Source organism: Streptomyces phaeoluteigriseus (assembly GCF_001896135.2).
GTDB lineage: Bacteria > Actinomycetota > Actinomycetes > Streptomycetales > Streptomycetaceae > Streptomyces > Streptomyces phaeoluteigriseus.
The window spans coordinates 1,063,661-1,085,390 of record NZ_MPOH02000015.1 but is presented as its reverse complement, the minus strand read 5'-3'; the positions used below and the strand labels follow the sequence as shown (position 1 = coordinate 1,085,390).

The 21,730-nt window shown below is 72.2% G+C and carries 14 protein-coding genes and 3 pseudogenes; 10 read left to right on the top strand and 7 right to left on the bottom strand.

The annotated features are described in order from the left end of the window. Positions 1 to 136: 136 nt before the first annotated feature. The 3 genes and pseudogenes from BM536_RS22850 to BM536_RS22840 form a co-directional block, all read right to left on the bottom strand. Positions 137 to 763 (bottom strand): TetR/AcrR family transcriptional regulator, encoded by a 627-nt coding sequence (locus tag BM536_RS22850; RefSeq protein ID WP_073498119.1) that lies wholly within the window; start codon positions 761 to 763, stop codon positions 137 to 139. A gap of 50 nt (positions 764 to 813) precedes the next feature. Further along, entirely contained in the window at positions 814 to 2,898 is a 2,085-nt protein-coding gene (locus BM536_RS22845) for a YhgE/Pip domain-containing protein (protein WP_073498117.1), read from the bottom strand. Then, positions 2,870 to 3,605 (bottom strand): annotated as a pseudogene (locus tag BM536_RS22840) (ATP-binding cassette domain-containing protein). Before BM536_RS22840 ends, BM536_RS22845 begins: the two are co-directional and overlap by 29 nt. A 198-nt stretch (positions 3,606 to 3,803) precedes the next feature. Between BM536_RS22840 and BM536_RS22835 the strand changes: the two are divergent. The 3 genes from BM536_RS22835 to BM536_RS22825 all read left to right on the top strand — a co-directional run bounded on the left by BM536_RS22835 (position 3,804) and on the right by BM536_RS22825 (position 6,075). After that, the gene (locus BM536_RS22835; protein ID WP_094103400.1) at positions 3,804 to 4,367 is read left to right on the top strand and encodes an SAV_6107 family HEPN domain-containing protein; all 564 of its coding nucleotides are present in this window, start codon (positions 3,804 to 3,806) and stop codon (positions 4,365 to 4,367) included. Positions 4,368 to 4,622: 255 nt separating this feature from the next. After that, positions 4,623 to 5,405 carry a class I SAM-dependent methyltransferase gene (locus tag BM536_RS22830; RefSeq protein WP_073498113.1) on the top strand — a complete coding sequence of 261 codons (783 nt, stop codon included), beginning with the start codon at positions 4,623 to 4,625 and terminating at the stop codon, positions 5,403 to 5,405. Between the two features lie 265 nt (positions 5,406 to 5,670). After that, complete coding sequence (locus BM536_RS22825; RefSeq protein ID WP_073498111.1) at positions 5,671 to 6,075, top strand: DUF3040 domain-containing protein; 405 nt, start codon at positions 5,671 to 5,673, stop codon at positions 6,073 to 6,075. 388 nt (positions 6,076 to 6,463) lie between these two features. Here BM536_RS22825 and BM536_RS22820 read toward each other — a convergent pair whose 3' ends face one another. The 4 genes from BM536_RS22820 to BM536_RS22805 all read right to left on the bottom strand — a co-directional run bounded on the left by BM536_RS22820 (position 6,464) and on the right by BM536_RS22805 (position 12,122). Beyond that, positions 6,464 to 8,983: a transglutaminase TgpA family protein gene (locus BM536_RS22820; protein WP_094103399.1), complete on the bottom strand. Its 2,520-nt coding sequence runs from the start codon at positions 8,981 to 8,983 to the stop codon at positions 6,464 to 6,466. Next, the gene (locus BM536_RS22815; protein ID WP_094103398.1) at positions 8,980 to 10,353 is read right to left on the bottom strand and encodes a DUF58 domain-containing protein; all 1,374 of its coding nucleotides are present in this window, start codon (positions 10,351 to 10,353) and stop codon (positions 8,980 to 8,982) included. The genes BM536_RS22820 and BM536_RS22815 overlap by 4 nt, the downstream gene beginning before the upstream one ends. Continuing rightward, positions 10,350 to 11,390: an AAA family ATPase gene (locus tag BM536_RS22810; RefSeq protein ID WP_094103397.1), complete on the bottom strand. Its 1,041-nt coding sequence runs from the start codon at positions 11,388 to 11,390 to the stop codon at positions 10,350 to 10,352. Before BM536_RS22810 ends, BM536_RS22815 begins: the two co-directional genes overlap by 4 nt. A 174-nt stretch (positions 11,391 to 11,564) precedes the next feature. Beyond that, on the bottom strand, positions 11,565 to 12,122 hold the full coding sequence (locus BM536_RS22805; protein WP_073498107.1) for a beta-class carbonic anhydrase: 558 nt from the start codon (positions 12,120 to 12,122) through the stop codon (positions 11,565 to 11,567). A gap of 426 nt (positions 12,123 to 12,548) precedes the next feature. Between BM536_RS22805 and rsmH the strand changes: the two genes are divergently transcribed. The 7 genes and pseudogenes from rsmH (at position 12,549) to murD (ending at position 21,681) form a co-directional block, all read left to right on the top strand. After that, positions 12,549 to 13,550 carry a 16S rRNA (cytosine(1402)-N(4))-methyltransferase RsmH gene (rsmH, locus tag BM536_RS22800; protein ID WP_211362928.1) on the top strand — a complete coding sequence of 334 codons (1,002 nt, stop codon included), beginning with the start codon at positions 12,549 to 12,551 and terminating at the stop codon, positions 13,548 to 13,550. A gap of 73 nt (positions 13,551 to 13,623) precedes the next feature. Beyond that, on the top strand, positions 13,624 to 14,310 hold the full coding sequence (ftsL, locus tag BM536_RS43080) for a cell division protein FtsL (RefSeq protein WP_245873703.1): 687 nt from the start codon (positions 13,624 to 13,626) through the stop codon (positions 14,308 to 14,310). Positions 14,311 to 14,315: 5 nt separating this feature from the next. Continuing rightward, positions 14,316 to 16,079 (top strand): peptidoglycan D,D-transpeptidase FtsI family protein, encoded by a 1,764-nt coding sequence (locus BM536_RS22790; protein WP_245873702.1) that lies wholly within the window; start codon positions 14,316 to 14,318, stop codon positions 16,077 to 16,079. A 193-nt stretch (positions 16,080 to 16,272) separates the two neighbouring features. After that, a pseudogene (locus BM536_RS22785) lies at positions 16,273 to 17,792 on the top strand (UDP-N-acetylmuramoyl-L-alanyl-D-glutamate--2,6-diaminopimelate ligase). A gap of 4 nt (positions 17,793 to 17,796) precedes the next feature. Next, positions 17,797 to 19,212, top strand: a complete 1,416-nt coding sequence (locus BM536_RS22780; RefSeq protein WP_094103396.1) for a UDP-N-acetylmuramoyl-tripeptide--D-alanyl-D-alanine ligase — start codon at positions 17,797 to 17,799, stop codon at positions 19,210 to 19,212. Beyond that, a complete protein-coding gene (gene mraY / locus BM536_RS22775; protein ID WP_073493522.1) occupies positions 19,209 to 20,282 on the top strand; it encodes a phospho-N-acetylmuramoyl-pentapeptide-transferase in 1,074 nt (357 codons plus the stop codon). The genes BM536_RS22780 and mraY overlap by 4 nt, the downstream gene beginning before the upstream one ends. Beyond that, positions 20,264 to 21,681, top strand: a pseudogene (gene murD, locus BM536_RS22770) (UDP-N-acetylmuramoyl-L-alanine--D-glutamate ligase). Before mraY ends, murD begins: the two are co-directional and overlap by 19 nt. Positions 21,682 to 21,730: the final 49 nt, after the last annotated feature.

Genomic DNA, 21,730 nt, shown 5'->3' with positions numbered 1-21,730 from the left:
GACCGGACGGGGGCGGGGGAGGGACCGGGGGAAAGCGGGGGAGCACCAGGAAGCGCCGGTTCGCGGCGGCACACGGGGGACGTGGCCGCGGCGGACCGGCGCTTCCGTGCGCCCTGCCGGACTCGCCGTCCGGCGTCTAACGACGCCCGCTCACCCGTCCCTGGAGCAGCCGGGACAGGGCCGCGTGGACGTCGTCCAGGGACCGTTCCGGCTGGAAGGCCTGCCAGTCGAGGGCGGCCACCAGGACCATGCCGACCAGCGCGGCCGCCGTCAGCTGCACGTCGATCTCGTCGCTGAACTCGCCGTTGTCGATGCCCTCGCGCAGGACGCCCTCGACGACGGCCACCGCCTGCTGCCGCACCACCAGGAGCGTGGACTGCCAGGCCCGGTTGGTGCGCCACAGCTCGGCCACGTACAGCTGCGTGAACGCCGGGTAGCGGTCGATGAAGACCAGGCCCGCGCGGATCATCGCGTCCAGCGCGTCGACCCGGCTGCCGCCCCCGCGTGCGGTGGCCTCGGCGGCCTCCCGGAGGGAGGCGGTGAGCAGCCCCACCCCGTGCCGCAGCAACTCCTCGAAGAGGACTGACTTGCTCGCGAAGTTGTAGTAGACCGTGCCCTTCGCGACGCCCGCCCGCTCGGCGATCTCGTCCACCGTGGTGGCGGAGAAGCCCTGCTCGGCGATGAGCGTGACGGCCGCCTCGTAGAGCTTCTGCCGGGTGGCCTCGCGGCGGGTGCTGCCGATCGGCGTGGTGGTGCTGTCCATGCTCCTGATTGTCACAGGAACCCGGCCCGCCGGAGGACCCGGTGGCCCCGTCACAGGGTCAGCTCCGGGTGCAGCCGGTCCAGCGTCCACACCTGGCGGCGGCGGGCGGACAGGGCGGTCAGCGCCAGGGCGCCCGCGGTGAAGGCGATCAGCACCACGCACGCGTGCCACACCGGTGACAGACCGCCGCCCGTGATGAGTCGGCGCAGCGCCTCGACGACGTAACTCATCGGCAGGTAGGGGTGCAGGGCGTTGAAGAAGTCCGGACTCGTCTGCACCGGGTAGGTGCCGCCCGCCGACGTCAGCTGGAGCATCAGCAGGGCCAGGACGAGGATCCGGCCCGCCGGGCCGAAACGGGCGTTGAGCCACTGGACGATGGCCGCGAAACAGGCCGCCACCAGGAACAGGAAGCCCACCGTGCCGGCCGCCCGGACCATCTCCAGGCCGACCGCCCAGTGCAGCACCGCCATCAGCGCCGACGTCTGGAGCACCCCGATCGCGGCCACCGGCAGCCAGCCCGCCAGCGCGATCCGCCAGGCCGAGGCGCCCGCGGCGAGCGCGCGCCGGTTCATCGGCGCGATCAGCATGTACGCCACCATCGCGCCGACCCACAGCGACAGAGGGATGAAGTACGGGGCGAAGCCGGTGCCGTAGTTGGGCGCCTTGTGCAGGTCGTGCGAGGCGAGCCGGACGGGGTCGGCCATGACGGCGGTGCGCGCGTCCCGGTCCTGCTTGTCGTAGTCGGGGATCCGCTCGGCGCCGTCGTGCAGTCCGCCGGCGAGCTTCCCGGAGCCGTCGACCAGTTTGAAGATGCCGCCGTTGAGGTCCTCGGCGCCCGTTCTGAGCTTGCCGATGCCCTTGTCCAGGTCGGTCGCGCCGGTCTTCGCGGTGCCGATCCCGGTGTTCAGCTTCTTCGCGCCCGCGGCGACCTTCGTGGCGCCCTTGTTCAGCTCGTTGATCCGGGAGACGGCGTCGGCGACGTCCTCGGAGAGGTGCGGGGCGCGGTCGGCGAGCGCCTGGGCCTGCTTCTGGAGCGCGGCGAGGTTCGCGCGCATCGTCTTCAGGTCGCCGTCCTGGTCGGCGACGAGCGTGTCGACGTCATCGGCGATCAGCACCACGTCCGCGGCCGCGTCCTTGGCCTTCTTCAGGTCGGCGCAGGCCGGGTCGGGCAGTGCGGGCGTCTCGCACCGTGTCCGGTACACCTCGTCCAGCGTCTCGGACGCGGCCCGCGCGCCCTCGGCGGCGACCGGTGCCGTCTTCACCAGGGTGGACAGATGACCGCGGACCACCTTGGCGGAGTCGGCGACCAGCTGGGCGGTGTCCCCGATGGTCTTCTCGTTGTCCTCCAGGTAGGGCGCGACCTTGCCGGAGACCCCGTTGACCTTGTCCGCAAGGGTCTGCGTGCCGTCGGCGACCTTCTTCGAGCCGTCCTCCAGGTCACCGGCGCCCTTGTCGAGCTTCGTCAGCCCCTTGGTCAGCTTGCCGCTGCCCGACTTGGCGTCCTTGAGGCCGTCCGCGAGGTCCTTGGAGCCCCGCTCGGCCTTCCCGATGCCGCCCTTGAGCTTGTCGGCCCCGTCGGCGGCCTTCACGGTACTGCCGTGGATGTCGGAGAAGGAGATGAAGATCCTGTCCAGGAAGGAGCGCGAGGTCTTCGTGGACGCGGCCGTGCGGACCTCGCTGAAGACCGTCCGTGAGATCTGGCCCACGATGTAGTTGTTGGCGTCGTTGGTGCGCACCTGGAGGGCGCTCGTCGCGGGGGAGTCGCCCGAGCTGGAGGCGATGCGCCGGCTGAAGTCGGCGGGCATGGTCAGCGACAGGTAGTAGGTGCCGTCCTCCAGGCCCGCGCGCGCCTGCGCGGCATCGACCTCCTGCCAGTCGAAGACCTCGCTGTCGCGCAGCCCCTCGGTGATCTCGTCCCCGGCGGCGATCCGCCTGCCGTCGGCGGTCGCCCCCTTGTCGTCGTTCACCAGGGCCACGGGGATGCGGTCGAGACGCCCGTACGGGTCCCAGAAGGACCACAGGTACAGGGCGCCGTAGAGCAGGGGCAGCAGCAGGAGCGCGACCAGGGCGGCGCGGGGGAGCCTGCCCCGGCCGAAGCGGCGCAGCTCAAGCGCGGCGAGTCTCGGCGAGCGCATCGGCCGTCTCCTCTCCGCGTGCGGGCCGGGTGGACACCGTGAGGGCGCCTTCGGGCGCCTCGGCGCACACCGCGAGGACGGTGGTTCCGGCCTCGGCGATCGAGGCCAGCAGCGCCCAGGCCTCGGCGCGTTCGGCGTCGGACAGCTTCAGGTCCGCGTCGTCGACCCCGAGCAGCAGCGGCCGCCCGAGAAGGGCCAGCGCGATCGACAGCCGCAGCGCCTCCATCCGCTCCAGATCGCGTACGGCGGTCCGCGGAGCCCTTGGGCAGCGCCTCCCGGTCGAGCCCGGCGGCGGCCAGCGCGGTGTCGACGCGCAGCCTCTCCTCGGTCACGCGCGCGGAGCGCGGCCGCAGCAGCCCGCGCAGGGAGCCGCCGAACCGGCGCTGCAGCAGCGCCCGCTCGTGCAGGTGCTCACCGACGGTCAGCGCCGGGTCGAGGTCGGTGAGGCCGGTGACGTTGGCCGGCGCGCTGACGCGGCGCACCGCGGACAGCTGTTTCGGCAGCCGCGCCGGGCCGACGGCCGCCGTCCCCTCGGTGGCCTTCATCCGGCCGGTGAGCGCGAGCAGGAGGCTGGTCCGGCCGGAACCGGAGGGTCCCTCGACCGCGATCAGCGAGCCGGGCTTCGCGTCGAGACCGACGCCCCGGAAGGCCCAGCCGCGCGGGCCGCGGAGCCCGAACTCCTCGGCGGTGACGGCGACTCCGTCCACGGTTCCCCCTGTTATGGCGAGATGCGGCAACGACCTCGCGGCAATTTGAACTGACTGGTCAGTGCAAAAACTAGCCCGAACCTTCGATCGAAGCAAAGGCCCAGCTCAGAACGGATTGTCAGTGCCATAGCTCACGATGGGCACATACGGCACCACCGGACAGGAGAGTGCCGTCACACAGACGACAGGAGGTTCGTCATGGCCAACTCCCACGCGGGTGCCGCACGTCGGCGACGCGCCACCGGCCCTGCCCCCTCACTGACCGGCCCGGCGAGCGACGTGCACCCCGTGCTGCGCCGGGCCACGGCCCCACCCGCCGCCCTCGACCTGCTCGCCCAGGCCCGCGCCGGACTGGACGAGGCAACCGTCCTCGACACCCCCAACGAGCGGTACGCCACGGCCCACCTCGCCGCCCTGCGCACCGCCGCCGCCGTGCTCGCCGCGCGGGGGCGCCCGGAGACCTCACCCCGCCGCCGGGCCCGGATCAGAAGCGCGTGGGAGGTGCTCCCCGAGATCACGCCCGAACTGACCGAGTGGTGCGCGCTGTTCGCCTCCGGCGCCCGGCGCCGGGCCCGCGCCGAGGCGGGCATCCAGGGCGCGGCCAGCCGCCGCGACGCCGACGACCTGATACGCGACGTGGCGATGTTCCTCCGGCTCGTCGAGCGCATGCTGGTCCTCCAGCCGGTCCTGCCCCAGCCCCGCCAGGAGGGCGACGAGCCGGACCGCCCGAGCGCGGGGGAGGACATGCCGGACGCGGGCTGAGCGCGGCCGACGGCGGGAGCGGCCGGACGGGCGGGCGCTGTCCGGCCGGGACGCGCGGATGCGGGGCCGGGCGCGGGGACGGCGGGCGGCCCCCATGAGCCCTGCGACCCGTGCCTACGCGGTGGCCGGGCGCGGTGGCGGAGGCAATAAGGTGGACAGCGCCTGAAGCCCTCCCTTCGGCGCCGTCCGGGCCGGGAGGGCGCCCCCTTCGCTCCGCCGCGCAAGAGGCGGTGCCGCGCCAAGGAGTCAACTGCCGTGCCGGACCCGACGCGCCCCCGCGCCTCTCTCCGTACCGCCGTGGTCTGGGACGTCCTCCAGGACGCCCTCGACCGCCGGGTCAAGGCCACGGGTCGTGAGTCGCTGGACGTCCTCGACACCGGGGGCGGCAGCGGCAACTTCGCGGTGCCCGTCGCCCGCCTCGGGCACCGGGTCACCGTCGTCGACCCCAGCCCCAACGCGCTCTTCGCGCTGGAGCGCCGCGCCGCCGAGGCCGGTGTCGCCGACCGCGTGCAGGGCGTCCAGGGCGACGCCCACGGCCTCTTCGACGTGGTCCGGCGCGGTGGCTACGACGCCGTCCTGTGCCACGGCGTCCTGGAGTACGTCGACGACCCCGCCGAAGGCGTCCGCAACGTGGTGGCCGCGCTGCGCTCCGAGGGCGTCCTCAGCCTGCTCGCCGCCGGCCTCGGCGGAGCCGTGCTCGCCCGCGCCCTCGCCGGACACTTCACGGAGGCCCGGCAGGCCCTGACCGACCCGGACGGCCGCTGGGGCCAGGGTGACCCCGTGCCGCACCGCTTCACCGCCGGTCAGCTCACCGAACTGGTCGAGGGCGCCGGCCTCCGGGTGGGTGCCGTGCACGGCGTGCGGGTCTTCGCCGACCTCGTGCCCGGCGTGCTCGTGGACACCGAGCCCGGAGCCATGGAGGCACTGCTGCGGCTGGAGGAGGCGGCGGCCGAACTGCCCGCCTTCCACTCCGTGGCGACACAGCTCCACGTGCTCGGTGAGACTCGCGGGACGGAAGAGGCCCAGGCCCACTCCTGAGACGCCCCCGCTGATCAGGTACGCGGCTGTACATGGAGTACGCCACAGGCCCCCCGTTCGGCCGAACTGCGCCGTATGATCGAGGGAGACCGCCCGGCATGACGGGTCGGCCTCCGGGGAATGGAATCCCCAGCGGGCCGAGACGTCATGACGGGCTCCGGTTGGCCAATTGGCGTAGAGGGGCGGGTTTCACGGGGGCGATTCCCTGCCTATCCTGAAGGGACCCCCCGGGTCGCCCCGGCGACTGCACGATGAGGAGGACTCCGTGCCGCTCTCGGAGCACGAGCAGCGCATGCTCGAGCAGATGGAGCGAGCGCTGTACGCCGAAGATCCCAAATTCGCGTCGGCGCTTGAGGGAAGCGGGCTGCGTACGTACACCCGGCGCCGGGTCTACCAGGCAGTCGCGGGCTTCCTCGTGGGTATCGCGCTCCTCATGGCCGGTATGGTCGCCCAGCAGGTGTGGCTCAGCGTGGTGGGCTTCCTCGTCATGCTGGGGTGTGCGGTCCTCGCGGTCACCGGCTGGCGCAAGGCGCCCAAGCCGGGTGAACAGCCGGCCGGCACCCCGCAGGCGCGCGATCAGGGACGGCCGAAGCGCTCGGTGATGAACCGGATCGAGGAGCGCTGGCAGCGCCGTCGTGACGAGCAGGGCGGCGGCCAGCAAGGCCACTGAGTCCTGAGCCGCGCCCTCGGCCGGTGCCGAGCCGGTGAGTGACACGCCGGAGCGGCGCGCAGGCGTGGTGAAAGAGCCGTTGTGAGGGGGGTGACCACCCGGACCGGGTGGTCACCCCCCTCACACATGCGTCGACGCCTGCGGAGGCACTGCCTCGGCATTCCGGGCAGCGGCGATGGCAATCGGCCCGCACCTCGAGATCACTCCCCGCCCCTGCGTCGGGCGCCCGTCTGCCCGGGCGCGGGTGCGGAGGCGCTGGCTTGGCGCGTCTGGCAGCGGCGATCGGCCCGTACTCCGGAATCACTCCCCGTCTCGCAGCGGCAATCGCCCCCACCCCGAGACACTCCCGGAGTGGGGGCCGAATGCTTCACCTCGGTCGGCCGTGGTGTCAGCTGCCCGCCCCCGCGTCGGCCGCCCGCCTGCCCGGGCGCACCCGGCGCGCCACGGTCGCCAGCCGGGCCGACCAGGTCGCCTTGACCGCCGTCCAGCGGTCGCTGAGGTCCCACACCGCGCGGATGGCCGAACGCGGTGCCACGACCGCCCGCAGCCGGGCGCGTCGGCCGACCCCCGCCCGCAGGGCCACCCGCACCCTGCGCACCTCCTCGGGCAGCCCGGCCCCGGCCCGCGGCTGCGGGGCGAACAGCACCTGCTCCACGGCACCCGCCACCCGGTGCACCGCACCGGCCACCGCTTCGTCCAGCTCACCGAGGCGGACGATCCGTGCCGCCGCCCGCCGGGGCGTCAGCGCGTCGTCGGGCGGGATGCCGTAGTCCCAGGCCGTGTCGGTCAGCTCGCGCCAGACCGCCAGGACATGCGCGACGGCCGCCTCGGCGACCTCCTCCGACGGCACGTCCAGCAGCACCGCCGGACCCCCGTCGACGGTCGGCTGCCCGACCTCACCGCGCGTGCCGGGGCCCGCCCCGACGACCGCCGCGGAAGCGGTGTGCTGAGCCGAGGCCAGCCGCACCGACCGCCGTCTCAGCCGCCACAGCATCGGCAACAGCAGCACCACCAGCGACGCGAGCCCCAGCACCGTCCAGCCGGCGATCTTGTACCAGGGCGGGCCGCCACCGCTGCGATCCACCTCGTCCAGCGGCAGCGCGTCGGTGCAGCCCTGGAGCCGCTTGTCGTCCGACGTGCAGCTGGTGCTCGCCGACGGCTCCGCCGACGCTGCCGCGTCCGCCGAACGCGAGGCCTGCGGCAGATCCGGCACGGTGCTGCCCGGGGTGTCCGGCAGCGTGTACGCAGGTGTCGACCCACGGGTCGGGGTCGGCTCGAAACGGGTCCAGCCCACGCCCTCGAAGTACAGTTCCGGCCACGCGTGCGCATCCTTCAGGCTCACCGCCACCGAACCGTCCGACTGCTGGGAGCCGGGCGCGAAGCCCACCGCCACCCGCGCCGGAATGCCCAGCGTGCGGGCCATCGCCGCCATCGCGAACGAGAAGTGCACGCAGAAGCCCTGCTTGTCCCGCAGGAAGCGGGCGATCGCGTCCCTGCCGGTGCCGACCTTGACCTCGGTGTCGTACTCGAAGCCGCCCGTCACCGCGAACCACTCCTGGAGCTTCACCGCCCGCTCGTAGTCGTTCGACGAGCCCTTCGTGATCTCGCGGGCCCTCTGCGACACCACCGCCGGCAGGGTGTCCGGCACCTCCGTGTACTCGCCGCGCAGCGAACCGCGCGCCGCCGGAGCCGACGCCAGCTGCTTCGCCGTCGGCTGCACCTGGAGGCTCTTCACCTCGTACGTCTTGCCGCGCGTGGTCTGGCGGTGGTCGCCGACCACCGTCATGCCGACCGGCTCGTACCGCCATCTGCCGCTGACCTGCACACCGCTCGGCGGGTACGGCATCGGCAGCCAGTCCTGGGCGTACCAGTCGGCCGCGGCCACCCGGGTGGTGATCTCCGCGCGCCGGACGTCCGCGCCCAGGCCGGGCGGCGTGGGCAGATCGTCGGGCACGGCGACGACATCCCGCTGCGACGGCTTCCACGTCGTCCCGTCGAAGTCGTCCAGGGAGACGATCCGCAGATACAGGTCGGAGAGGTCGCCGGTGTTGGTGCGCAGGGTCAGGACCGTGCGGTCCTCGTCCACGTTCAGGCTGTCGCGCAGCGACACCAGCGGGTTGACCGCGGAGATCGTGCCCCCGCCGCCGGTGCCCGAACCGACCCCGGTGCCCGTGCCGCCCAGCAGACCGCCGTCGATCGCGGGCAGCGGCAGCAACGGCACCGCCAGCGCCACGCCCAGGGCTGCCGCGCCGATGCGCCGCCCGGTGCGCACCGGGGCGACCGGGCCGGGCTGCCGGCCCGCGTCGCGCGGGGCGCCGCCGAAGACGCGGCCCCACTGCGAGAGCCGCTCCCGGCCCTCGGCGAGCAGCAGCATCAGATAGCCGCCGCCGGCCACCAGGAACCAGAGCCAGTCGGTCCCGCCGTCGGACAGCCCCGCGGCGACCGAGTACAGCGCGAGCAGGGGCAGGCCGGCCGGTGCGGCGTTGCGGTAGGTCACCGCGAGGGTGTCCACCGCCAGCCCGATCACCAGCACACCGCCGATCATCATCAGCCGGATGCCGTCGGAGAGCGGGGCCGGTATCGCGTACCGCCCCACGTCGTCGGTGCCCGACTGGAGCAGGTCGGCGAAGTGCTGCAGGGCCTGGGGGCCGGGGATCAGCCCGGCGAGGGCCTGCTCCCGGGCGAAGACCAGGGTGAGCAGCGCCAGCGTCACCAGGGTCTGGGCCAGCACGGTCAGCGGCCGGGCCAGCGGCACCCGCCGGGTCACCGCGCCCACCGCGGACTGGACGGCCAGCAGGAAAGCCGCCACGAGGATCCACGAGGTCTGCTGGACCAGGGGCAGCAGGGCCGAGGCGGCCATCAGCGTGGCCGCCACGGAGCACAGCGTCAGTCGGGCCCGCCCGCTCATGATCCCGCTCCCCGTCCGCTCGGTCCCCCGGCCGTCACGACACCCGCACGCTCCCGGTCCGCCTGCCGCCACAGCTCGTCCAGCGGAGCGCCCCGCGGCACGCTCACGGCGGTCCAACCCGCCTCGCGCAGCATCCGCAGCCGCTCCTCCTGCCTGTTCATCGGATGAGGCACGTCATTCGGTTCACGCACCCAGCTGTCGCCGTCCAGGAGGAAGGCGACGGCGCCCCCGCTGCGCTGGCGCATCCTGGCGGCCACCGCGGCCTCCTCCTCGTCGAGGTCGCCGAGGAAGGCCACCAGCAGCCCCTCGTCGCCCCCGCGCAGCACGTCGTACGCCGGGGACAGTCCCGCGCCGTCGGAGTGGTCGATCACCGCGAGGGTGTCCATCATCAGCCCGGCCGCGTCGGCCGATCCCTGTCCGGAGCCGGCGAACCCGTCGGCGCCCTCGCCGGGCACCGAGCTGCCGGTGTCCGTCAGCAGCCGTACGGAGAAACCCCGCTCCAGCATGTGGACCAGGACGGACGCGGCGCCCGAGACCGCCCATTCGAAGGCCGAGTCGGGGCCCGCGCCCCGGTAGGCGAGCCCACGGGTGTCCAGCAGCACCGTGCAGCGGGAGCGCTGGGGCTGCTCCTCGCGGCGCACCATCAGCTCGCCGTAGCGGGCGGTGGAACGCCAGTGCACACGGCGCAGGTCGTCGCCGTAGCGGTAGCCGCGCGGGATCGCGTCGTCCTCGCCGGCCAGCGCCAGCGAGCGCTGCCGACCGTCGCCGTACCCCTTGGCCTCGCCGCCGAGCCGGACCGAGGGCAGGGCCTCCACCCGCGGGATGACCGTCAGGGTGTCGTACGTCGAGAAGGAGCGGGTCAGCTCGCACATGCCGAACGGGTCGTTCAGCCGCAGCTGGAGCGGGCCCAGCGGGTAGCGGCCGCGCAGGTCGGAACGGACCCGGTAGGACACCTCGCGGCGACCGCCCGCCTCGACCCGGTCCAGGACGAAGCGGGGGCGCGGGCCGAGGACGTAGGGCACCCGGTCCTGGAGCATCAGCAGGCCCGTGGGCAGCCGGGAGACGTTGTCCATCCGCAGATGGACGCGCGCCTCGCTGCCGGCCGGCACCCGCGCGGGGGAGAGCCGGCGGCTGCCGGCGACCCGGTAGCGGGTGCGGTAGACCACGGCCGCGCACACCAGCGGCAGCACGGTCAGCAGCAGTCCGACCCGCAGCAGATCGGGCTGGCCGAGGACATAGGCGCAGATGGCGGCCGCGACGCCGGCCGCCAGGAAGGAGCGGCCACGGGTGGTGAGACCGGCCAGGGCGGTGCGCGCGCCGCCCTTCTCGCCGGGGTCCGCCTCCGCCTGCCCGGTCGGGCCGATGGTCATCCGAGCCTCCGCGGCGGCTGCCGGCCGTACGCCTGGGTGCCGGCGCCCAGGCCGAAGCCGCGCTGCTGCTGGGAGCCCGTGGGCACCGGGGTGCGCTGGATGATCTCCTCCACGACCTGTTCCGAGGTGCGGCGGTTCAGCTGGGCCTGTGCGGTGGGCAGCAGCCGGTGGGCCAGGACGGCCACGGCGAGGTGCTGCACGTCGTCCGGCAGCGCGTAGTCCCGGCCGCTGAGGGCGGCGGACGCCTTCGCCGCGCGCAGCAGATGCAGCGTCGCGCGCGGGGAGGCACCGAGTCTGAGGTCGGGGTGCGTGCGGGTGGCGGAGACCAGGTCGACCGCGTACCGCCGGATCGCCTCGGCGACATGGACCCCGCGGACCGCCTCGATCAGCTTCAGGATCTCGTGCGCGTGCGCCACCGGCTGGAGGTCGTCGAGGGGGCTCACCCCGCCGTGGACGTCGAGCATCTGCAGCTCGGCCTCCGGGCTGGGATAGCCGATGGAGACCCGGGCCATGAAGCGGTCGCGCTGGGCCTCGGGCAGCGGATAGGTGCCCTCCATCTCCACCGGGTTCTGCGTGGCCACCACCATGAAGGGACTGGGCAGCTCGTAGGTCTGCCCGTCCATGGTGACCTGGCGCTCCTCCATCGACTCCAGCAGCGCGGACTGGGTCTTGGGCGAGGCGCGGTTGATCTCGTCGCCGATCACGATCTGCGCGAAGATCGCGCCCGGCTTGAACTCGAAGTCACGGCGCTGCTGGTCCCAGATGGACACGCCCGTGATGTCCGACGGCAGCAGGTCCGGCGTGAACTGGATACGCCGGACCGAGCAGTCGATGGACCGCGCCAGGGCCTTCGCCAGCATCGTTTTGCCCACGCCGGGGACATCCTCGATCAGAAGATGTCCCTCGGCGAGAAGCACTGTCAGAGAAAGCCGTACGACCTCGGGCTTGCCCTCGATCACTCCCTCCACCGAACTGCGGACTCGCTCCACAGTGGCGGTCAGATCCGTAAGGCTCGCTCGCTCGTCATAGGTCGTCACCCGGCCCTCCTCGGCCCGTACGTTCCGGGCCGACGCTCTGCGATGCGGACCGGCCCACCCCGAAACACGGACACCACGCGGGAAATGCTCAGCGTGACGTCACTCCCGCATTCTTGCTGCCGTTACCGTTTCGTGTCACTCGCCTGTGGACAACTGACAGCGATATGTCAGCTCTTAAGACTGTTCTGTCGGGTCGATCTCCCTCAGCAGACCGGTCCTCACGTCGAAGACGAAGCCCCGAACGTCGTCGGTGTGCACCAGGAACGGTGAGGTGCGCACGCGCTGCATCGACTGCCGCACGTCCTGATCGACGTCCCGGAACGCCTCCACCGCCCATGCCGGACGCTGCCCGACCTCCATCTCCAGATCGTGCCGGAACTCCTCGGTGAGGGTCTCCAGGCCGCAGCCGGTGTGGTGGATCAGCACCACGCTGCGGGTCCCCAGGGCCCGCTGGCTGATCGTGAGGGAGCGGATCACGTCGTCGGTGACGACGCCACCCGCGTTGCGGATGGTGTGACAGTCGCCGAGTTCGAGGCCGAGGGCGTCGTGCAGATCGAGGCGGGCGTCCATGCAGGCCACCACGGCCACCTGCAGCACGGGGCGCGCGTCCATGCCCGGGTCGCTGAACGCGGCGGCATAGCGCCGGTTCGCGTCGACCAGGCGGTCGGTGACCGTGCCGCCAGGGGATGTGGCGGCCTCGGAGCCGGTGGGTACCGATGCGGAAGTCGTCATACCGATGACGTTACTGGTCACATGCTCTCCGGTCGCGCTGTGAGAGGGGGTAAAGAACGTCATCCCGGCCGCTTGTGAGGTAACCCACACGAGTGGCGGGAGGGAGCCCGTAGGAGTGATTTTCCCGTAATCGCCGCTTCACGCGCGTACCGGGGCACGACGCGCAGGCCGGTTGATTGACCGCGAGACGGGGTGGACTAAAGTGACGCGAAGCGGGAGGCGGCGATCTCCCCGCTGGACTGAATTCCCCGAGAGACCCGGCGCGGCCGCCGGAGATCTCCCCGCGTGCGCGGCGCGTACGTACGGCTCGGCCTCCTCCCGCTCCCGGTCGGCTGACGCTTCCGGCGCCGGCGGACCTCCCCTTCTTCGAGCGGGCGGGGACCCAGCGGTGCGTACAGCCCGTGGATCTGAGAGGGCCCAAGAGCAATGGGGCGCGAAGCGCATTCGAACGAGGGTGGTGGCGGGCGACCGGAGGGACAGAGTCGACACGTCCCGGTGATGCTCCAGCGGTGCCTGGACCTGTTGTCCCCCGCCCTCCAGCGGCCCGGAGCGGTGGTCGTCGACTGCACGCTCGGCCTCGGCGGACACAGTGAGGCCCTGCTGAGCCGGTTCCCCGAGGCCCGCCTCGTCGCCCTCGACCGCGACAAGGAGGCCCTGCGGTTGTCCGGCGAGCGCCTGGCGCCGTACGGGGACCGCGCCACCCTGGTGCACGCCGTGTACGACGAACTTCCCGAAGTGCTCGAACGGCTCGGCATCGCGCGCGTGCAGGGCGTCCTGTTCGACCTCGGCGTCTCCTCCATGCAGCTCGACGAGGCCGACCGGGGCTTCGCCTACGCGCAGGACGCCCCCCTCGACATGCGCATGGACCAGAGCACCGGCATCAGCGCCGCCGAGGTCCTCAACACCTATCCGCCGGGCGAACTGGTGCGCATCCTGCGCGCGTACGGCGAGGAGAAGCAGGCCAAGCGGATCGTCTCGGCCGTCGTGCGCGAGCGGGAGAAGGAGCCGTTCACCAACAGCGCCCGGCTCGTCGAACTGATCCGCAACGCGCTGCCGCAGGCCGCCAAGCGCACCGGCGGCAACCCGGCCAAGCGGACCTTCCAGGCACTGCGCATCGAGGTCAACGGCGAACTGTCCGTCCTGGAACGGGCGATCCCGGCCGCCGTGAAGACCCTCGACGTCGGCGGACGGATCGCCGTGCTGTCGTACCACTCGCTGGAGGACCGGCTGGTCAAGCACGTGTTCGCGGCGGGCGCCGCCACCACCGCCCCGGCCGGACTGCCCGTCGTCCCCGAGCGCTACCAGCCGCGCCTCAAGCTGCTCACCCGTGGTGCCGAACTTCCCACGGAGGAAGAGGTCGCCGAGAACCGGCGGGCCGCCCCGGCGAGGCTGCGCGGGGCCGAGCGCATCAGGGAGGACGTCGAGTGACGGGCGTGCGGCGGGCGGAGCGGAGGACGTCCCGGCCCAGCGGGTTCGTGACGGACGGCCCAGGGGAGGGCGAGTGAGCAGGAAACCCCGGCTGAAGGGGCGGGCCGCCCGGCTCGCGCGACTCTTCCCGGCCCGACCGCGACAGGCGGCCCGCACGCCGTTCGTCCTGCTCGTCGTCCTGCTCCTGGGCGGCGGCCTGATCGGCCTGCTGGTGCTGAATTCCGCGCTCAGCGAGGGTTCGTTCAAGATGGACGACCTCCAGAGGGACACCAAGAGCCTCACCGACGAGGAGCAGGCCCTCCAGCGGGACATCGACTCCTACTCCGCGCCGGACGCCCTCCAGCGCCGTGCGCGCGAACTCGGCATGGTGCCCGGCGGCGACCCGGCCTTCCTCGACCCGAACGGCACCGTGAAGGGCGTGCCCTCGGCCGCCGCCCCGCGCTCCCCGGCGGACACCGCGGCCGTCGTGCGGCCACCCGAGGCCATCGCGACCCTGCCGGCCTTCCCGTCGACCGCCGCCGGCACCGCCACGGGCATCGCCCCCGCCGCCACCCCGACCGCCGACGCGGTCGTGCCCGACCCGGCGGCCGACGCCCCCGGCGCAACCCCGACCGCAGCCACTCCCACGACGTCCGCCCGGCGCGGACCGGGACCCGGAGCCCGCCCGGCCCGTCGCCCGGCCGCCGCACGGCCCGCCGCCCCCCGTGCCATCCGGCTCGGCGCCCGCGCCCCCGGCTGCGTCTGGTCGGCCTCGCGCTGACCCTGGTGCTGATCGCCTTCGTGGTCCGGCTGCTCCAGGTGCAGGCCGTCGACGCCGGCACCTACGCCGCCAAGGCCGAGCAGAACCGGTACGTCGGCCAGATCCTGGCGGCCGAGCGCGGAGAGATCACCGACCGCTCCGGCGTGGCCCTCGCCTCCAGCGAGGACGCCTACGACATCACCGCCGACCCGACGATGTTCGCCCGTGGCCAGCTGAAGATCGACGACGGCCCCGAACAGGCGGCGGCCCTCCTCGCGCCGATCCTCGGACAGGAGCAGTCCGCGCTCGTCAAGAAGCTCCGCCCCGGCAACGCGAACGCCCGCTACGCCAAGCTGGCCGGCCGGCAGACGCCGCAGGTGTGGAAGCAGATCAAGGACCTGAAGTCCGCGCTCGCCACCAAGGCCGAGTCGGACCCCGCCACGGTCAACGTCCTGGCCGGCGTCTTCTCCGTGCCGAGCAGCAAGCGCGTGTACCCCAACGGCGAGCTGGCCGCCGGGATACTGGGCTGGGTCAACACCGAGGGCAAGGGGGGCGGCGGCGTCGAGCAGCAGCTGGACGCCACCCTGGCCGGCAAGGACGGCAAGATCCGCTACGCCCAGTCCGGTGGCCGCCAGGTGCCCACCGCGGGTTCCACCGAGACCCCGGCCGTGCCCGGCTCCGACGTCGAGCTGACGATCGACCGGGACATCCAGTGGGCCGCCCAGAACGCCATCACCGAGCAGGTGGAGGCGTCCAAGGCGGACCGCGGCTACGTCATCGTCCAGGACACCCGCACCGGGGAGATCCTCGCCCTGGCCAACTCGCCCGGCTTCGACCCCAACGACCTGGGCAGTGCGAACCCCGACGCCCTCGGCAACGCGGCCCTCCAGGACGCCTACGAGCCCGGCTCCACCGCCAAGGTCATGTCGATGGCCGCCGTGCTGGAGGAGAACGCGGCCACGCCGCTGACGCATGTGACCGTGCCCAACCGGCTGCACCGCGGCGACCGGCTGTTCCAGGACGACATCGACCACCCCACCTGGTACCTCACGCTCAACGGAGTGCTCGCCAAGTCCAGCAACATCGGCACGATCCTGGCGACCGGTCAGCTCGGCAAGACCCAGGCGCAGGCGAACCAGACCCTCTACTCCTACCTGCGCAAGTTCGGCATCGGCGGCTACACCGGGCTCGGCTTCCCGGGCGAGACGAAGGGCATCCTCGCGGCGCCCGGCGACTGGTCGACCTCGCAGCAGTACACGATTCCTTTCGGCCAGGGCGTCTCCATCAACGCGCTCCAGGCGGCCTCCGTCTACTCGACGATCGCCAACGGCGGTGTACGCGTCCAGCCGAGCCTGGTGCGCGGCACCAAGGGCCCGGACGGCCGCTTCACGCCCGCCGAGGCCCCCCAGAAGACACGGGTGGTCAGCCAGAAGACGGCGAAGACCCTCGCCCAGATGCTGGAGTCGGTCGTGGACGACCAGGAGGGAACCGGTACCAAGGCGCGTATCCCGGGCTACCGCGTGGCGGGCAAGACGGGCACCGCCAACCGCGTGGATCCGGCCACCGGCAAGTACCGCGGCTACACCTCGTCGTTCGCCGGTTTCGCCCCCGCCGACAACCCCCGGGTGACGGTCTACTGCGCGATCCAGAACGCCACCGAGGGCGGCTACTTCGGCGGCCAGATCTGCGGCCCGATCTTCAAGAAGGTCATGGAGTTCTCCCTGAAGACGCTCCAGATCCCGCCGACCGGCGCGAAGCCCGCGAACCTCCCGGTCTCCTTCGCCCCCTGACCCAGCCCGTAGAACCGCCCACCAGTGTTCAGCGCCGAACCAGCCAGGGAACCAGCCCGTGACCATGATCACTCCCGATCCCGCGAACCAGGCACCACCCGCCGCCTCACTTCGCTCCCGACCAGCCGCGCCCGGTACGCTCACCGCCGTGCCACACGCTGATCAGTCCCAAACCACTCAGAAGGGCGCTTCCGTGACATATCCGGGGCCGCCGCGTCCGGTTCACGTCCCCGCCACACCCCTGGCGGAGCTGGCCGGACAACTGGGTGCCGAGCAGCCGGAGAGCGCCGCGGAGGTCACGGGCATCACCCACGACTCACGCGCCGTCCGCCCCGGCGACCTGTACGCTGCCCTCCCGGGCGCCCGCCTGCACGGCGCCGACTTCGCCACCCAGGCCGCGGGCCTCGGTGCGGTCGCCGTGCTGACCGATCCGTCCGGCGCCGAGCGCGCCGCCGCGACCGGTCTGCCGGTCCTGGTCGTCGACGACCGCGCGGACGGATGGGGGAGCTGGCGGCCACGATCTACGGCCACCCCGGCCGCGAGCTGCTCCAGATCGGCATCACCGGCACCTCCGGCAAGACCACCACCGCCTATCTCGTCGAGGGCGGCCTGAAGTCGGTCAAGGCCACCGGGCTGATCGGCACGGTCGAGATGCGCATCGGTGACGAACGCATCAAGTCCGAGCGCACGACCCCGGAGGCCACCGACCTCCAGGCCCTGTTCGCCGTCATGCGTGAACGCGGTGTCGAGGCGGTCGCGATGGAGGTCTCCAGCCACGCCCTGGTCCTCGGCCGGGTCGACGCCTGTGTCTTCGACATCGCCGTGTTCACCAACCTCAGCCCGGAACACATGGAGTTCCACTCCGACATGGAGGACTACTTCCGGGCCAAGGCGCAGCTGTTCACCCCGCTGCGCAGCAGACTCGGTGTGGTCAACCTCGACGACGAGTACGGCCGCCGACTGGTCGGCGAGGCCACCGTCCCGGTCGTCACGTTCTCCGCCGAGGGCCATCCCGACGCCGACTGGCGGGCCGTGGACGTCCAGGTCGGCCCGATGGACTCGACGTTCACCGTCCTCGGCCCGAACGGCGAGCGGATCGCCGCCAGGTCGCCGATCGCCGGCCCCTTCAACGTGGCCAACAGCCTCGGCGCGATCGTCTCCCTCGCCGCCGCCGGGCTCGACCCGCAGACCGCCGCCGACGGCGTGGCCGCCGTACCGGGTGTGCCGGGCCGGCTGGAGCGGGTGGACGTCGGACAGGACTACCTCGCGGTCGTCGACTACGCGCACAAGACGGACGCCGTCGAGTCGGTGCTCAAGGCGCTGCGCAAGGTCACCAAGGGCCGGCTGCACGTGGTGCTCGGCTGCGGCGGCGACCGCGACACGACCAAGCGGGAACCGATGGGCGCCGCCGTGGCCCGGCTCGCCGACACCGCCGTACTGACCTCCGACAACCCCCGCTCCGAGGACCCCCTCGCGATCCTCGCGACGATGCTCCAGGGCGCCGCCTCGGTGCCGGCCCACGAGCGGGGCGAGGTGCAGCTGTTCGAGGACCGGGCCGCCGCGATCGCCGCCGCCGTCGGCCGGGCGCGGCCCGGGGACACCGTGCTGGTCGCGGGCAAGGGCCATGAGCAGGGCCAGGACATCGCCGGTGTGGTCCGTCCCTTCGACGACCGCCAGGTGCTTCGCGAAGCTATCCAGCAGACCCAGGGATGAACTTGTGATCGCCCTCTCCCTCGCCGAGATCGCAGCAGTCGTCGGCGGGCAGACGTACGACATACCGGATCCGTCCGTCCAGGTCACCGGGCCCGTCGTCCGGGACTCCCGTGAGGTGGAGCCCGGCAGCCTCTTCGTCGCCTTCGTCGGCGAACGGGCGGACGGCCACGACTACGCGCGGGCGGTCGTCGAGGCGGGCGCCGCGGCCGTACTGGCCTCGCGCCCCGTCGGCGTGCCCGCGATCGTCGTGGACGACGTCCAGGCGGCGCTCGGCGCCCTCGCCCGGCACGTCGTACGCACGCTCGGCACGACCCTCGTCGCCCTCACCGGCTCGGCCGGCAAGACCAGCACCAAGGACCTCATCGCCCAGGTCCTGCGGCGCAAGGCGCCGACGGTGTTCACACCCGGCTCGCTCAACAACGAGATCGGACTGCCGCTGACCGCCCTGTCCGCCACCGAGGAGACGAAGTTCCTCGTGCTGGAGATGGGCGCCCGCGGCATCGGCCACATCCGCTACCTCGCCGATCTGACGCCACCGAGGATCGGCCTCGTGCTGAACGTCGGGACCGCCCACATCGGCGAGTTCGGCGGCCGGGAGCAGATCGCGCAGGCCAAGGGCGAACTCGTCGAGAGCCTCCCGCCGGCGAGCGAGGGCGGCACGGCGGTCCTCAACGCCGACGACCCCTTGGTCCGGGCCATGGCCTCCCGTACGAAGGCGAAGGTGGTCCTTTTCGGAGAGTCCGACGAAGCGGACGTACGCGCCGAGAACGTCAGACTCACGGACACCGGACAGCCCGCCTTCAGGCTTCACACACCCTCCGGTGCAAGCGATGTGACCATGCGCCTGTACGGTGAGCACCACGTGTCGAACGCGCTCGCCGCGGCCGCCGTCGCCCATGAGCTGGGCATGTCCGCGGAAGAGATCGCCACCGCGCTTTCCGAGGCGGGCTCCCTCTCCCGCTGGCGGATGGAGGTCACCGAGCGCCCGGACGGCGTGACGATCGTCAACGACGCCTACAACGCGAACCCCGAGTCCATGCGAGCCGCCCTGCGCGCGCTCGCGGCCATGGGCAAGGGACGTCGTACGTGGGCGGTGCTCGGCAAGATGGCCGAGCTGGGGGACGAGGCGCTCGCCGAGCACGACGCGGTCGGACGGCTCGCCGTCCGGCTCAATGTCGGCAAGCTCGTCGCGGTCGGGGGCAGGGAAGCCGCCTGGCTGCAACTGGGCGCATATAACGAGGGTTCGTGGGGTGAGGAGTCGGTGCACGTGTCCGACGCACAGGCGGCTGTCGACCTGTTGCGCAGCGAGTTGCGCCCGGGAGACGTCGTACTCGTGAAGGCGTCCCGTTCGGTCGGTCTGGAGGGCGTCGCGCAGGCGCTGCTGGAGACCGGTGCCGAGGGAGAGGTCGCCGCCCGATGATGAATCAGATCCTGTTCGCGGGTGTCCTCGGCCTCTTCCTGACGCTGGCCGGCACCCCGCTGCTGATCAAGCTGCTGGCCCGCAAGGGCTACGGCCAGTACATCCGCGACGACGGCCCGCGCGAGCACGCCAGCAAGCGCGGTACGCCGACCATGGGCGGTATCGCCTTCATCCTGGCTACGGTCGCGGCGTACTTCCTGTCCAAGCTCATCACCGGCAAGCCGCCGACCTACTCGGGTCTGCTGGTGCTGGGCCTGATGGTCGGCATGGGTCTGGTCGGTTTCCTCGACGACTACATCAAGATCGTCAAGCGGCGTTCGCTGGGTCTGCGGGCCAAGGCGAAGATGGCCGGCCAGCTGATCGTGGGCATCAGCTTCGCCGTGCTGTCCCTCCAGTTCGCGGACTCCCGCAACAACACCCCGGCCTCCACGAAGCTGTCGTTCATCACGGACTTCGGCTGGACCATCGGCCCGGTGCTGTTCGTGCTCTGGGCGCTGTTCATGATCCTCGCGATGTCGAACGGCGTGAACCTCACCGACGGTCTCGACGGTCTCGCCACCGGCGCGTCCGTCCTGGTCTTCGGCGCGTACACCTTCATCGGTGTCTGGCAGTTCCAGGAGTCCTGCGCCAACGGCGAGACGCTGACCAACCCCAACGCCTGTTACGAGGTGCGCGACCCGCTCGACCTCGCGGTCGTCTCCGCCGCGCTGATGGGCGCCTGCCTGGGCTTCCTGTGGTGGAACACCTCGCCCGCCAAGATCTTCATGGGGGACACCGGTTCGCTGGCCCTCGGCGGTGTGCTCGCGGGTCTCGCGATCTGCTCCCGCACCGAGCTGCTGATGGCCGTCCTGGGCGGCCTGTTCGTCCTCATCACCATGTCGGTGGTCATCCAGGTCGGATCCTTCAAGCTCACCGGCAAGCGCGTCTTCCGGATGGCGCCGCTTCAGCACCACTTCGAACTCAAGGGCTGGTCCGAAGTCCTGGTGGTGGTCCGTTTCTGGATCATCCAGGGCATCTGTGTGATCGTCGGACTGGGTGTCTTCTACGCGGGATGGGCAGCGGAAAAGTGACCGACTGGCAGGGGAAGAACGTCACCGTCGCCGGCCTCGGCGTCTCCGGCATCCCGGCGGCCAAGGTGCTGCACGGGCTCGGCGCGAAGGTCACCGTCGTCAACGACGGCGACGACGCACGCGCGCGTGAGCAGGCCGCGGGGCTTCAGGAGCTGGGCGTCACCGTGCGCCTCGGTGACGGGGCGACCCTGCCCGAGGGCACCGAACTGATCGTCACCGCGCCCGGCTGGAAGCCGGACAAGCCGCTGTTCACGGCGGCGGCCGCGGCCGGTGTGCCGGTGTGGGGCGACGTCGAACTCGCCTGGCGCCTCAGGGGACCCGACGCGGCCCCCTGGCTCTGTGTCACCGGCACCAACGGCAAGACCACCACCACGCAGATGCTGGCGTCGATCCTGAAGGCGGCCGGCCTGCGTACGGCGGCCGTCGGCAACATCGGCGTCTCCCTGCTGGACGCGGTCCTCGGCGAGGAGCGTTACGACGTCCTCGCCGTGGAACTCTCCAGCTACCAGCTGCACTGGGCGCCCTCCCTGCGCGCCCACTCGGCCACCGTGCTGAACCTCGCCCCGGACCACCTCGACTGGCACGGCTCCATGGAGGCCTACGCCAAGGACAAGGGCCGCGTCTACGAGGGCAATCGGGTCGCCTGCGTCTACAACGTGGCCGACAAGGCCACCGAGGACCTGGTGCGCGAGGCGGACGTCGAGGAGGGCTGCCGGGCCGTCGGCTTCACGCTCGGCGCCCCCGGCCCGTCCAACTCGGCGTCGTGGACGGCATCCTGGTCGACCGCGCCTTCGTCGAGAACCGGCAGAAGAACGCCCAGGAACTGGCCGAGGTCTCCGACGTGAACCCGCCGGCCCCGCACAACATCGCCAACGCGCTCGCCGCGGCGGCCCTCGCGAGGGCCTTCGGGGTGCCCGCCAAGGCCGTACGGGACGGGCTGAGGGCCTTCACGCCCGACGCCCACCGGATCGCCCACGTGGCGGATCTGGGCGGTGTCGCGTACGTCGACGACTCCAAGGCCACCAACACCCATGCGGCGGAAGCCTCGTTGGCGGCGTACGAGTCGATCGTGTGGATCGCGGGCGGGCTCGCCAAGGGAGCCACCTTCGACGAACTGGTCACCAGGTCGGCGAAGCGGCTGCGCGGGGTCGTGCTCATCGGCGCCGATCGTGCCCTGATCCGTGAAGCCCTGGCGCGACACGCCCCGGAAGTACCGGTCGTCGACCTCGACCGGACCGACACTGGGGCGATGCTCGCGGCTGTCCAGGAGGCCCGCGGACTCGCCACCGAAGGCGACACGGTACTGCTCGCACCGGCCTGCGCCTCCATGGACATGTTCGTCAACTACAACCAGCGCGGTGACGCGTTCGCGCAGGCCGTTCGCGAACTCGGCGCCTGACCCGGCCGCCTGCCGGGCGGACCTTGGGAGGGACGCGTGGGACCGTTGA